The 12,477-nt window shown below is 59.8% G+C and carries 10 protein-coding genes and 1 pseudogene; 8 read left to right on the top strand and 3 right to left on the bottom strand.

The genetic code is table 11. The features are described from left to right. Window positions 1–14: 14 nt before the first annotated feature. Together tusA and rlmM are read right to left on the bottom strand one after the other, a co-directional pair. Complete coding sequence (gene tusA, locus RT21_RS00510) at window positions 15–266, bottom strand: sulfurtransferase TusA (protein ID WP_045427723.1); 252 nt, start codon at window positions 264–266, stop codon at window positions 15–17. Window positions 267–316: 50 nt separating this feature from the next. Further along, window positions 317–1,366 (bottom strand): 23S rRNA (cytidine(2498)-2'-O)-methyltransferase RlmM, encoded by a 1,050-nt coding sequence (gene rlmM, locus RT21_RS00505; protein ID WP_046161166.1) that lies wholly within the window; start codon window positions 1,364–1,366, stop codon window positions 317–319. A gap of 309 nt (window positions 1,367–1,675) precedes the next feature. Here rlmM and acnA point away from each other — a divergent pair, with 309 nt between their 5' ends. From acnA to RT21_RS00495, 3 genes and pseudogenes are all read left to right on the top strand, one after another. Further along, window positions 1,676–4,351, top strand: a complete 2,676-nt coding sequence (acnA, locus tag RT21_RS00500) for an aconitate hydratase AcnA (RefSeq protein WP_046161165.1) — start codon at window positions 1,676–1,678, stop codon at window positions 4,349–4,351. Between the two features lie 197 nt (window positions 4,352–4,548). Further along, window positions 4,549–4,920 (top strand): annotated as a pseudogene (locus RT21_RS24305) (PAS domain-containing protein); the annotation flags it as partial. Between the two features lie 162 nt (window positions 4,921–5,082). Further along, window positions 5,083–6,156, top strand: a complete 1,074-nt coding sequence (locus RT21_RS00495) for a methyl-accepting chemotaxis protein (RefSeq protein ID WP_371263593.1) — start codon at window positions 5,083–5,085, stop codon at window positions 6,154–6,156. 68 nt (window positions 6,157–6,224) lie between these two features. Here RT21_RS00495 and RT21_RS00490 read toward each other — a convergent pair whose 3' ends face one another. Beyond that, on the bottom strand, window positions 6,225–6,914 hold the full coding sequence (locus RT21_RS00490; protein ID WP_046161163.1) for an alpha/beta family hydrolase: 690 nt from the start codon (window positions 6,912–6,914) through the stop codon (window positions 6,225–6,227). Window positions 6,915–6,996: 82 nt separating this feature from the next. On the opposite strand from RT21_RS00490, the gene ccoN (RT21_RS00485) reads away from it, so the two are divergent. The 5 genes from ccoN (RT21_RS00485) (at window position 6,997) to ccoO (RT21_RS00465) (ending at window position 12,476) form a co-directional block, all read left to right on the top strand. Next, the gene (ccoN, locus tag RT21_RS00485; RefSeq protein WP_046161162.1) at window positions 6,997–8,421 is read left to right on the top strand and encodes a cytochrome-c oxidase, cbb3-type subunit I; all 1,425 of its coding nucleotides are present in this window, start codon (window positions 6,997–6,999) and stop codon (window positions 8,419–8,421) included. Window positions 8,422–8,432: 11 nt separating this feature from the next. After that, window positions 8,433–9,044 carry a cytochrome-c oxidase, cbb3-type subunit II gene (ccoO, locus tag RT21_RS00480; RefSeq protein WP_046161161.1) on the top strand — a complete coding sequence of 204 codons (612 nt, stop codon included), beginning with the start codon at window positions 8,433–8,435 and terminating at the stop codon, window positions 9,042–9,044. Window positions 9,045–9,143: 99 nt separating this feature from the next. After that, window positions 9,144–10,079: a cytochrome-c oxidase, cbb3-type subunit III gene (ccoP, locus tag RT21_RS00475; RefSeq protein ID WP_046161160.1), complete on the top strand. Its 936-nt coding sequence runs from the start codon at window positions 9,144–9,146 to the stop codon at window positions 10,077–10,079. 345 nt (window positions 10,080–10,424) lie between these two features. Further along, window positions 10,425–11,852: a cytochrome-c oxidase, cbb3-type subunit I gene (gene ccoN, locus RT21_RS00470; protein WP_045427746.1), complete on the top strand. Its 1,428-nt coding sequence runs from the start codon at window positions 10,425–10,427 to the stop codon at window positions 11,850–11,852. A gap of 12 nt (window positions 11,853–11,864) precedes the next feature. Beyond that, window positions 11,865–12,476, top strand: coding sequence for a cytochrome-c oxidase, cbb3-type subunit II (gene ccoO / locus RT21_RS00465; RefSeq protein WP_046161159.1), 612 nt, complete (start codon window positions 11,865–11,867; stop codon window positions 12,474–12,476). Window position 12,477 lies beyond the last annotated feature (1 nt).

The following is a 12,477-nucleotide window of genomic DNA, read 5'->3' as shown; positions in this document are numbered from 1 at the left end:
ATGTTGCGAGGCGTTCAGTCGAGCTTCTTGCGGATCCAGTACAGATAAGTGCCGTCGTCAGCCTGCTGGTCGACCAGCTCATGGCCAAGAAACACGCAAAACTTGGGAATATCGCGCTGGGTCGATGGATCGGTCGCAATGACTTTCAAGACGTCGCCCGCAGGCAGATCGCGCACCTTGTTGTGCAGCATCATGACCGGCTCAGGGCAGTTGAGGCCGCTGGCATCGAGCAGCGCATCAGCGGACAGTTCGGTAGTTCGAGACATCAGGGGCTCCAGAAAACAGGACGGTATTGTCGCGCAGCAGGCGGCAGTGGTTACAACCGACGCAGATGGCAAGTCACTTCCTCGCGGTCATGGTATAGCTGTTTGCAGCCGATGCTCGCCTTCACTCCTCGTTCGGCAAGCCCGTCGGCGATGCGTTCCAAGAGCCGCTTCACCTCGGCGTAGCGCTGCTTCATTGGAAGCTTCAGGTTGACCACAGCCTCACGGCACAAACCCTCGCCGATCCAGGTTTCAAGCAAAGCGGCATTCTTTGCGGGCTTCTCGACGATGTCGCAAACCATCCAATTCACAGGGCGCTTGGGGCGAAAGGCAAAGCCATCCGCACGGTAATGGCCGACCAGACCGGACTCGAGCAGCTCTTCGTTCATTGGCCCGTTGTCCACCGCCATTACCTCGATTTCCCGGTTGACCAGCTGCCACGTCCAGCCGCCCGGGGAGGCGCCGAGGTCAACGGCTGTCATGCCTGGGGCCAAGCGCTCATCCCACTGCTCGCGAGGAATAAAATGGTGCCACGCCTCCTCGAGTTTCAAAGTCGAACGACTCGGCGCCTGGCGGGGGAATTTCAGCCGAGGGATACCCATCGGCCACATAGCGCTGTTGTCCGCCTCGGCCAGGCCAACAAAGACCTCACGACCACTCTTGAACGTAAGCAACAGGCGCGGCCCCTGACCGCCCTCCTTCAATCTGCCGGCCTTTTCCAGCGCCTTGCGCAACGGACCCTCGAATTTTCTGCAGAAGTTGGAAAGCTCCTTGCCATCATTGGTGTCCACTACTTCCAGCCACAGGCTGCTGCACACCGGCATTGATTTGAGGCGTTCGAGCAACACACCGATCCGGTCGGTTTCCGGCAACGCCAGCCATTCGCCGCGCGCCCACTGCCGGGGAAATATCAGCCGAGCGAACCGCGCACCACGCATCATGCGCTCTGGTCCTGCTGCGTCGTTGCAGATGAACTCGGCACAGGCACTGTCGGCTTTGGCCTTGGCGTAGCCGGCCACATCGAGGCGAGCGGCCTGGTCGCTGATTTCGGCGCACACCTCGTTCTCGAAACCGGGGCGGCAATGCAGCAGCAATGTATTCATGATACGAACCCTATAAGCGGCGCAAAGCGCATCGGCGCCAGCACCCCCTACGACAAAAGGCGCACATGATAGCCGAGTGGGGAACCACGGGCTTACTGGTTCGGTCCAGTGAACAGTTGCAGGAGTCGTTTGCACCCCGGCAAGCAGCGCCTTTAGGCGGCTGCAAACACGCTGTCGCGGCCCGACTCCCGCACTCTTCGCCATTTCGATTGGCGGCCAGTTTCGTGGCGAACCCTTTCGCCAGGCGCTAGGTTCTAAAGAACGCTCCCGACTCAATCAGCCCGGCCGTGCGGGCACAAGGAGAGACCAATGCCATCCCTGGACAGCCTGAATTGCCGTCGCAGCCTCGACGTTAACGGCAAAACCTACCACTACTACAGCCTCCCCGAAGCGGCGAAGCAGCTCGGCGACATCAGCCGTTTGCCGACCTCGCTCAAGGTGCTGCTGGAAAACCTGCTGCGCTGGGAAGATGACGTGACGGTTCGCGCCGATGACTTCAACTCGCTGGCGGTGTGGCTTCAGACGCATACCTCCGAACGAGAGATCCAGTACCGCCCGGCACGTGTATTGATGCAGGACTTTACCGGCGTGCCCGCCGTGGTCGATCTGACTGCCATGCGAGATGCGGTTTCCCGTGCCGGTGCCGACCCACAGCGGATCAACCCGTTGTCGCCGGTGGATCTGGTAATCGACCACTCGGTGATGGTCGACCGCTTCGGTACCGACAAGGCGTTCGAGCAGAACGTCGATATCGAGATGCAGCGCAACGGTGAACGTTACGAGTTCCTACGCTGGGGCCAGCAGGCCTTCGACAATTTTCGCGTGGTACCGCCGGGCACCGGCATCTGTCACCAGGTGAATTTGGAATATCTAGGCCAGGTCGTCTGGACCAAGGAAGAGAACGGCGAAACCATTGCCTACCCTGACACGCTGGTGGGCACCGACTCACACACCACCATGATTAACGGCCTTGGCGTTCTGGGCTGGGGCGTGGGCGGCATCGAGGCGGAAGCGGCGATGCTCGGCCAGCCGGTCTCGATGCTGATCCCGGAAGTGATCGGCATGCGCCTGACCGGCAAGCTCAACGAAGGCGTGACGGCCACCGATCTGGTGCTGACCGTGACGCAGATCCTGCGCAAGCACGGTGTGGTGGGCAAGTTCGTCGAGTTCTTCGGGCCCGGTCTGGATCACCTCCCCCTCGCCGACCGCGCCACCATCGGCAACATGGCGCCGGAATATGGTGCGACCTGCGGCTTCTTCCCCGTCGACCAGATCACCATCGATTACCTGCGTCTGACCGGTCGTGACGAAGACCGCATTGCGCTGGTCGAGGCTTATAGCAAGGCTCAGGGCATGTGGCGCGACACCAACTCGCCGGATCCGGTATTTACCGCCACGCTGGAACTGGATCTGGCCGAAGTCAAACCATCGCTCGCCGGCCCGAAGCGTCCGCAGGACAGGGTAACGCTCGGCGATATCGGCGCGAATTTCGATCTGCTCCTGGAAACCAGCGGCAAGACGCAGCAGATCGACGCATCGTTCCCGGTTACCGGCGAAGAATACGGCCTCAAGCATGGCGCTGTGGTCATTGCAGCCATCACCTCTTGCACCAACACCTCCAACCCGAACGTGCTGATGGCCGCAGGCCTGGTGGCCAAGAAGGCGCTGGAACGTGGCTTGCAGCGAGCGCCATGGGTGAAGTCCTCGCTCGCCCCAGGCTCCAAGGTAGTCACCGATTACCTTGAACGCGCTGGGTTGACCACCTACCTCGACCAGCTGGGCTTCAATTTGGTCGGCTATGGTTGCACCACTTGCATTGGCAACTCCGGCCCACTGCCTGACGCCATTGGCCAGGCCATCACCGACAACGATCTGGTGGTGTCTTCGGTGTTGTCCGGCAACCGCAACTTCGAAGGCCGCGTGCATCCGCTGGTCAAAGCCAATTGGCTGGCTTCGCCGCCACTGGTAGTGGCTTTCGCCCTGGCCGGCACCACGCGGATCAATATGGACAAGGATCCGATCGGCTACGACAAACAGAACCAGCCGGTCTATCTCAAGGACATCTGGCCGACCAGCGCGGAGGTGGACGAAGCGGTCAGCAAGATCGACGGACAGATGTTCCGCACGCGCTACGCCGATGTGTTCAGCGGCGACGAGCACTGGCAGTCCATCGAGTTCACCGAAGGCGACACCTACACATGGAACAACAACTCCAGCTATGTGCAGAACCCGCCGTTCTTCGAAGATATTGGGCAACCCCTGACGCCGCCCGCGGACGTCGAGAATGCGCGGATTTTGGCCCTGTTCGGCGACTCCATCACCACTGACCACATTTCCCCGGCAGGCAATATCAAGGCCAGCTCTCCGGCCGGTGTTTATCTTCAGGAGCTGGGCGTGCAACCGGAGGACTTCAACTCCTATGGTTCCCGCCGCGGTAACCATGAAGTGATGATGCGTGGCACCTTCGCAAACATCCGCATCAAGAACGAGATGCTCGGCGGCGAGGAAGGCGGAAACACGCTGTACCAGCCAAACGGGGATCGCATGTCGATTTATGACGCCGCCATGCGCTACCAGGCTGAAGGCGTGCCGCTGGTGGTCATTGCCGGCAAGGAGTACGGCACCGGCTCCAGCCGCGACTGGGCCGCCAAAGGCACTAACCTGCTAGGCGTGAAAGCCGTTATTGCTGAAAGCTTCGAGCGTATCCATCGATCGAACCTGATCGGCATGGGTGTATTGGCGTTGCAGTTCGTAGGTGACCAGACTCGGCAAACGCTGGGTCTGACCGGTAACGAAAAACTATCGATCCGCGGTCTGAGCGCGGACATCAAGCCTCGCGAACTGCTGACCGTCGACATCGAGCGCGCCGACGGTGCACGCGACAGCTTCCAGGTCCTGTGCCGTATCGACACGCTCAACGAAGTGGAGTACTTCAAGGCCGGCGGCATTCTGCACTTTGTGCTTCGTCAATTGATCGAAGGTTGATCGGCGAGCCGCTACTGCGCCACACAAAACCCGCTACAGAGCCTGCAGCGGGTTTTTTTATTTCCGCCGATTGTCGGGTTGACGCTTAAGTCCTTGGTAAATCAGCCGTTACGTTGCTCAGCACACCGGTCACAGATTTGACGTCAATTTGACATCACTCTGAAGACGCCGATCAAACGGCCGGACCAGGACGATACATGTGGCTACGGCCACCTCGACTGCCAGGCGTACCCCTCATGCGAAACAACCAGCCCGTCACCCAGCGCGAGTATGCATTTCCCGATCAGCAACGGCTGATCTCAACCACCGATCTCACCGGGACCATCACCTACTGCAACGATATCTTTGCGGAAGTCAGCGGTTTTGAACGTGGCGATCTGATCGGCGCGCCGCACAACCTGATTCGCCATCCTGACGTCCCTTCGGCCGTATTCGCGCACATGTGGGCCACGCTCAAGGACGGCAAGCCGTGGATGGGGATCGTCAAGAATCGACGCAATAACGGTGACCACTACTGGGTCAACGCTTATGTCACGCCGGTACTGGATGTTCAGCGCAAGGTCATCGGGTATGAGTCGGTCCGCACCAAGCCAACCCGTGAACAAGTCGGGCGTGCCGAAGCGCTCTATGCACGACTCAACGCAGGGAAAAGTGGCGTTCCGCAGCGCGACAAGTGGCTGCCCATCGTAGTTAATTGGCTGCCTTTTATCGTCGTTAGCCAGATCGGTTTCATGATCGGCGCCTGGCACGATCATGGCTGGGGTTTCGCGCTTGCTGCTTTGCTATCGATACCACTCGGTCTCGCCGGCCGTCATTGGCAGATGCGCGGGCTACGGCGGCTGTTGCGCCTGGCCGAACAGTCGAACAGCGATCCGCTGATTGCGCAGATGTATACCGACAGCCAGGGTGACGAAGCACGGCTGGAGATGGCTCTGCTCAGCGAGCATGCACGCCTGAAGACCTGCCTGACCCGCCTGCAAGACAGCGCCGTACAACTGCAACAGCAGGCCAAGCGCGCAGAACAACTTGCCCACAGTTGCTCCGAAGGGCTTTCGCGCCAGCATCACGAGACCGAACAGGTCGCTGCGGCGATTACCCAGATGGCGGCTACCACACAAGAAGTCGCCAGCAACGTAGCACTGGCCGCAGAGGCAACCGAGCAAGCCAATCAGCTCACCGCGCATGGCCAGAAAATTGGCTCGGATACCCGCAAAGCCATCGAGCTGTTGGCCGCGGCCGTCACCGAAACCGGCGATGCCGTTTCCGCACTGGCACAGAACAGCAACGAGATCGGCACCGTGGTCGATGTGATCAAGAGCATCGCCGACCAGACCAACCTGCTCGCACTGAACGCAGCCATCGAAGCGGCACGGGCGGGTGAAAGCGGCCGTGGCTTTGCTGTGGTGGCGGATGAAGTACGTCAACTGGCCCAACGTACCGCAGCGGCCACCGGGCAGATCCATCAGTTGATTGAAAAACTGCAACACCAGGCACGCCAGGCGGTTGAGACGACAGAGCAAGGGCGCAGCCAGGCTAACCAAGGGGTCAAGCGGGTAGTCGACGCCGACAAAGCGCTGGTCGGCATCAGCGAGGCGGTGGGTCGCATCATCGACATGACCTCACAGATCGCCTCCGCTACCGAACAGCAAAGCGCAGTGGCCGACGAGATCAGCCAGAACGTCGGCAACATCGCCCGGCTCGCCGATCAGACCTCAGGCGACGCCCAGAGCTCAGCGCTGCTGTCAGAAGACCTCGCGGCCACTGCGCAGTCACAATACAGCCTGGTGGAACGCTTCAACCGGTAACTGAAGCGAGCGCCGGTGCGCCATCATCAGTGCCCGCCTACGGCATTGCAGTAGCGGGCATTCGGTGTTTACCGAGAAGGACAACCAAGGAATGCCGCAACGGCATCGGCGGCACTGTCCAGGTGTTGTCCGTGCGTGATTCCGGACCGCTTAAGCGGCTTGAGATCGTGGTCCGCCTCAGCCAGCCAATCAAGACGAATCGCCGGCGATAGGGCGTAGCCGGCCACGGTACTGCGGCAGCCCAAGGCGTCGCGTTCACCCTGAATGATCAGTGTGGGCGTTTGCAGCTCCGCCAGGTGTGCCACGCGTGGCTTTTCCGGCTTGCCTACGGCATAGAACGGATAGCCCAGGCATACCAGCGCATCAGCCGCGAGCTCATCGGCCAGCAAGCTCGCCATCCGACCACCCATCGACTTGCCGCCAACGGCCAATCGCCCTGCGGCCTGCTGTCGCACCGTTCGATAAACCGCACGCCATTGCTGCAGCAGCTGCGCCTGAGGATTGGGCGGCCGCTTGCGCCCGCTCTGACGTCGCTCAGCCATATAAGCGAACTCGAAGCGATAGACCGCGACGCCCCGCGCGACCAGCCGTTCAGTCATCTGCTCCATGAAAGGACTGTCCATCGGAGCGCCCGCTCCATGCGCCAGAATCAAGCTGGCACAAACCTCCCCTTCCGGTTGATCACGCCGGACGAATGGAATTTCGTCGCTCTGTGAGTATTGACCGGCGTCAATACCGGCCATTTGCCCAGTGCCCATCCTTGCCCCCGCTTTCTATTGAAAGAAATCTCTGCTCAGCGCAACAAAAAACATGCTCATTACCGTGGATGGAAGCCCATACATGAACACAGCAACCAGTACCGCCTATGACTACAAGGTGGTCCGCCAATTCGCCATCATGACGGTGGTGTGGGGAATCGTCGGGATGGGGCTCGGCGTTTTCATCGCAGCACAATTGGCCTGGCCGTTTCTCAACTTCGACCTCCCATGGACCAGTTTCGGTCGTCTACGCCCATTGCACACCAACGCGGTGATCTTCGCCTTCGGCGGCTGTGCATTGTTCGCGACCTCCTACTACTCGGTCCAGCGCACCTGTCAGACCACACTGTTCGCGCCGAAACTGGCCGCGTTCACGTTCTGGGGTTGGCAGCTGGTCATCCTGCTCGCCGCGATCTCCCTGCCGCTGGGTTTCACCAGCTCCAAGGAATACGCAGAGCTGGAGTGGCCGATCGACATTCTGATCACCATCGTCTGGGTATCCTACGCGGTCGTGTTCTTCGGCACGCTGGCCACGCGTAAGGTCAAGCACATCTACGTCGGCAACTGGTTCTTCGGCGCATTCATCCTGACTGTGGCGATCCTGCATCTCGTCAACAACCTGGAAATCCCGGTCACGGCGATGAAGTCCTACTCGGTGTATGCCGGTGCGACCGATGCGATGGTGCAGTGGTGGTACGGCCATAACGCCGTTGGCTTCTTCCTCACCGCTGGCTTCCTCGGAATCATGTATTACTTCGTGCCGAAGCAGGCCGAACGTCCGGTGTATTCCTATCGCCTGTCGATCGTCCACTTCTGGGCACTGATCACCGTCTACATCTGGGCCGGCCCACACCACCTGCACTACACCGCGCTGCCTGATTGGGCGCAGTCGCTGGGCATGGTGATGTCGCTGATTCTGTTGGCACCGAGCTGGGGCGGCATGATCAACGGCATGATGACCCTGTCCGGCGCCTGGCATAAGCTGCGCAGCGACCCGATCCTGCGGTTCCTGGTGGTGTCGCTGGCGTTCTACGGCATGTCGACCTTCGAAGGTCCGATGATGGCGATCAAGACCGTCAACGCTCTGTCCCACTACACCGACTGGACCATCGGCCACGTTCATGCCGGTGCGCTCGGCTGGGTTGCCATGGTGTCCATCGGTGCGCTCTATCACCTGATCCCGAAAGTGTTCGGCCGCACCCAGATGCACAGCATTGGCCTAATCAACGCGCACTTCTGGCTCGCCACCATCGGCACCGTGCTCTACATCGCCTCGATGTGGGTGAACGGTATCGCTCAGGGTCTGATGTGGCGTGCAATCAACGAAGACGGCACGCTCACCTACTCCTTCGTCGAAGCGCTTGAAGCCAGCCATCCAGGCTTTGTGGTGCGCATGATCGGTGGTGCGATCTTCTTCACCGGCATGTTGCTGATGGCCTACAACACCTGGCGCACCGTGCAGGCCTCCAAGCCGGCCGAATACGAAGCCGCCGCGCAGATCGCCTGAGGAGCTGACTGATGAAGAAGCACGAAATACTCGAAAAGAACGTCGGCCTGCTGACTCTGTTCATGATTCTGGCAGTGAGCATCGGCGGTCTGACGCAGATCGTTCCGCTGTTCTTTCAGGACGTGGTCAACGAGCCGGTAGAAGGCATGAAGCCCTACACCGCGCTGCAGCTGGAAGGCCGTGACATTTACATTCGCGAAGGCTGCGTCGGCTGCCACTCGCAGATGATCCGTCCGTTCCGCGCCGAAACCGAGCGCTACGGTCATTATTCGGTCGCCGGTGAAAGCGTTTACGACCACCCGTTCCTGTGGGGCTCCAAGCGTACCGGTCCGGACCTGGCCCGCGTCGGCGGCCGCTACTCCGATGACTGGCACCGTGCGCACCTCTACAACCCGCGCAACGTCGTGCCTGAGTCGAAGATGCCGTCCTATCCGTGGCTGGTAGAGGACACCCTTAGCGGACAGGACACCGCGGCGAAGATGAAAGCGCTGCGCACCGTTGGCGTGCCTTATAGCGAAGAGGACATCGCCACTGCGGGAGACGCCGTCAAGGGCAAGACTGAGATGGACGCTCTGGTGGCCTACCTGCAGGTGCTCGGTACCGCGCTGCAGAACAAGCGCTGAGATCGACTGCCAGCTTTCGAGAACGACGCGCTGCAGGGCAGCCGTCAGGGAATCAACATCGCGGGCAGTTCGAGCGTTCGGGCTGCCCAGGAGTAACAGATGAACGCATTCTGGAGTGGATACATCGCCCTGCTGACGCTGGGCACTATTGTCGCTCTGTTCTGGCTGATCTTCGCCACCCGTAAGGGCGAATCCGAAGGCACGACCGACAAGACCATGGGACATTCCTTCGACGGTATCGAGGAATATGACAACCCGCTACCCCGGTGGTGGTTCATGCTGTTCATCGGCACTTTGGTGTTCGGCATTTTCTATCTGGTGCTCTACCCGGGCCTGGGTAACTGGAAAGGGGTCATGCCGGGCTATGAAGACGGCTGGACGCAGGACAAGCAGTGGCAGCGTGAAGTTGATCAGGCTGACGCGAAATTCGGTCCGATCTTTGCCAAATATTCCGCCATGTCTGTGGCGCAGGTCGCTCAGGACGAGCGGGCGCTGAAGATCGGTGGCCGACTCTTCGCCAACTATTGCTCGGTTTGCCACGGATCGGACGCCAAAGGCGCGGTCGGCTTCCCGAACCTGGCGGATAGCGACTGGCGCTGGGGCGGCGATGCCGAGACCATCAAGACGACTATCCTACACGGTCGGGTTGCAGCGATGCCGGCCTGGGGCCAGGTCATCGGTGAAGAAGGCGTGAAGAACGTCGCAGCCTATGTACGCACTGGTCTGGCCGGTCTTCCCCTGCCAGAAGGCAGCGACGCAGACGCCGTAGCGGGTGGTCAGGTCTATGCTCAGACCTGCTCGGTCTGCCACGGTGCAAATGGGGAAGGCATGGCCGCCCTGGGCGCACCGAAACTGACCAACCCTGCCGGCTGGATCTACGGTTCCAGTCTGCCGCAGCTGCAGCAGACCATTCGTCACGGCCGCAACGGACAGATGCCTGCGCAGGAACAATACCTGGGCAACGACAAAGTGCACCTCCTGGCCGCCTACGTTTACAGCCTTTCGCAAAAGCCGGAACGCGTAGCCAAGCAGTAACGCTTTACAGGGCGATACCCGGTATCGCCCTGTTCCCGATCAACTTTCTGGTATATGCGACGCTCTGTCGCAGACCGTCCACTCCCTCCTCCGCTTGCCCTTCCCTCCCGCTGCTCTAATATCCTTTCCTACTCGCCGAAGTTGCGCAGAACTATAAGGCGAAGCCCTCGATTCAACACATCGGCATGATGTGCTAAACGACCCTGCAAAAAGCATGGAAACCGCTTGAAGCCAGGGTCCGAACGGCATGAGACGGCCTGGGCCTTGATTGCATTGCCCCCCTCCTTTCTCCATACTTGCCGCCGTTTTTGCCCCCTTGAAATGCCATTAGCGTGGAAGCCTTGCATGAGCACAGCAATAAGTGAGACTGCATATAACTATAAGGTGGTTCGCCAATTCGCCATCATGACGGTGGTGTGGGGAATTATCGGAATGGGCCTGGGTGTGTTTATCGCCGCACAGCTGGTATGGCCTCAACTCAACTTCGACCTGCCTTGGACCAGTTTTGGTCGTTTGCGCCCTCTTCACACCAACGCGGTGATTTTCGCCTTCGGTGGTTGTGCCCTGATGGCCACGTCCTTTTACGTGGTACAGCGCACCTCTCAGGCCCGCCTGTTCTCGGATGGCCTCGCGTCATTCGTCTTCTGGGGCTGGCAGGCGGTGATCGTTCTCGCTGTCATCACGTTGCCGCAAGGCTTCACCAGCTCGAAGGAATATGCCGAGCTCGAGTGGCCAATCGACATCCTGATCACCCTCGTATGGGTCAGCTATGCCGTGGTGTTCTTCGGCACGATCATGAAGCGCAAGGCTGCTCATATCTATGTAGGTAACTGGTTCTACGGTGCCTTCATCCTGGTCACGGCGATGTTGCATATCGTCAACAACCTGGAAGTACCGGTGAGCTGGTTCAAGTCGTACTCGATCTATTCGGGTGCAACCGATGCGATGGTTCAGTGGTGGTATGGCCACAACGCCGTAGGCTTCTTCCTGACCACCGGCTTCCTGGGGATGATGTATTACTTCGTACCCAAGCAGGCTGGCCGTCCGGTTTATTCCTACCGCCTCTCAATCGTGCATTTCTGGGCATTGATCACCCTCTACATCTGGGCGGGTCCGCACCACTTGCACTACACCGCTTTGCCGGAATGGGCACAGAGCCTGGGCATGGTGATGTCGATCATCCTGCTGGCACCGAGCTGGGGCGGCATGATCAACGGCATGATGACCCTGTCCGGCGCCTGGCATAAGCTGCGCACCGATCCGATTTTGCGCTTCCTGGTGGTTTCCCTGGCGTTCTACGGTATGTCGACCTTTGAAGGTCCGATGATGGCCATCAAGACCGTCAATGCGCTGTCTCACTACACCGACTGGACCATCGGCCACGTTCACGCTGGTGCACTTGGCTGGGTCGCGATGATCTCCATCGGTTCCCTGTACCACCTGATTCCGAAGGTCTTCGCTCGCGAACAGATGTACAGCATCGGCCTGATCAACGCTCACTTCTGGCTGGCCACTATCGGTACCGTGCTCTACATCGCCTCGATGTGGGTCAACGGCATCACTCAGGGCCTGATGTGGCGCGCAATCAACGAAGACGGCACGCTGACCTATTCCTTCGTCGAAGCACTGGAAGCCAGTCATCCGGGGTTCATCGTGCGGGCATTGGGCGGCGCTTTCTTCCTCGCCGGAATGCTGCTGATGGCTTACAACACCTGGCGCACTGTGCGTGCCGCCAAGTCGGCTGAAATCGAAGCCGCTGCGCAGATCGCCTGAGGGAACCGATAAATGAAGAATCACGAAATACTCGAAAAGAACATCGGTCTACTGACCCTGTTCATGGTCCTGGCAGTAAGCATCGGTGGTCTGACCCAGATCGTTCCGCTGTTCTTTCAGGACGTGGTCAACGAGCCCGTGGAAGGAATGAAACCCTACACAGCGTTGCAGCTCGAGGGTCGCGACATCTATATCCGCGAAGGCTGCGTTGGCTGTCATTCGCAGATGGTTCGTCCGTTCCGCGCTGAAACCGAGCGCTACGGTCATTACTCGGTAGCCGGTGAAAGTGTCTACGACCACCCGTTCTTGTGGGGCTCCAAGCGCACCGGTCCGGACCTGGCGCGTGTCGGCGGTCGCTACTCCGATGACTGGCATCGTGCGCACCTCTACAACCCACGCAACGTAGTGCCGGAATCGAAGATGCCTTCGTACCCCTGGCTGGTCGAGCACGCCCTCGACGGCAAATACACCGCCGACAAAATGGTTGCACTGCGCAGCGTTGGCGTGCCTTACACCGAAGAAGACATCGCCGACGCTAAAGAAGCGGTCAAAGGCAAATCCGAAATGGATGCCCTCGTCGCCTACCTGCAAGTGCTCGGCACTGCACTCACCAACAAACGGTAAC

It is taken from the genome of Pseudomonas sp. 10B238, from assembly GCF_000970615.1.
Classification (GTDB): Bacteria; Pseudomonadota; Gammaproteobacteria; order Pseudomonadales; family Pseudomonadaceae; genus Stutzerimonas.
The sequence above is the reverse complement of the archived record's forward strand: the minus strand, read 5'-3'. Positions and strand labels throughout refer to the sequence as shown.

Excerpts from the sequence above, each read along its gene's own strand:
- tusA (WP_045427723.1), bottom strand. The coding sequence starts at position 266 with ATGTCTCGAACTACCGAACTGTCCGCTGATGCGCTGCTCGATGCCAGC.
- rlmM (WP_046161166.1), bottom strand. The coding sequence starts at position 1,366 with ATGAATACATTGCTGCTGCATTGCCGCCCCGGTTTCGAGAACGAGGTG.
- acnA (WP_046161165.1), top strand. The coding sequence starts at position 1,676 with ATGCCATCCCTGGACAGCCTGAATTGCCGTCGCAGCCTCGACGTTAAC.
- RT21_RS00495 (WP_371263593.1), top strand. The coding sequence starts at position 5,083 with ATGATCGGCGCCTGGCACGATCATGGCTGGGGTTTCGCGCTTGCTGCT.
- RT21_RS00490 (WP_046161163.1), bottom strand. The coding sequence starts at position 6,914 with ATGGGCACTGGGCAAATGGCCGGTATTGACGCCGGTCAATACTCACAG.
- ccoN (WP_046161162.1), top strand. The coding sequence starts at position 6,997 with ATGAACACAGCAACCAGTACCGCCTATGACTACAAGGTGGTCCGCCAA.
- ccoO (WP_046161161.1), top strand. The coding sequence starts at position 8,433 with ATGAAGAAGCACGAAATACTCGAAAAGAACGTCGGCCTGCTGACTCTG.
- ccoP (WP_046161160.1), top strand. The coding sequence starts at position 9,144 with ATGAACGCATTCTGGAGTGGATACATCGCCCTGCTGACGCTGGGCACT.
- ccoN (WP_045427746.1), top strand. The coding sequence starts at position 10,425 with ATGAGCACAGCAATAAGTGAGACTGCATATAACTATAAGGTGGTTCGC.
- ccoO (WP_046161159.1), top strand. The coding sequence starts at position 11,865 with ATGAAGAATCACGAAATACTCGAAAAGAACATCGGTCTACTGACCCTG.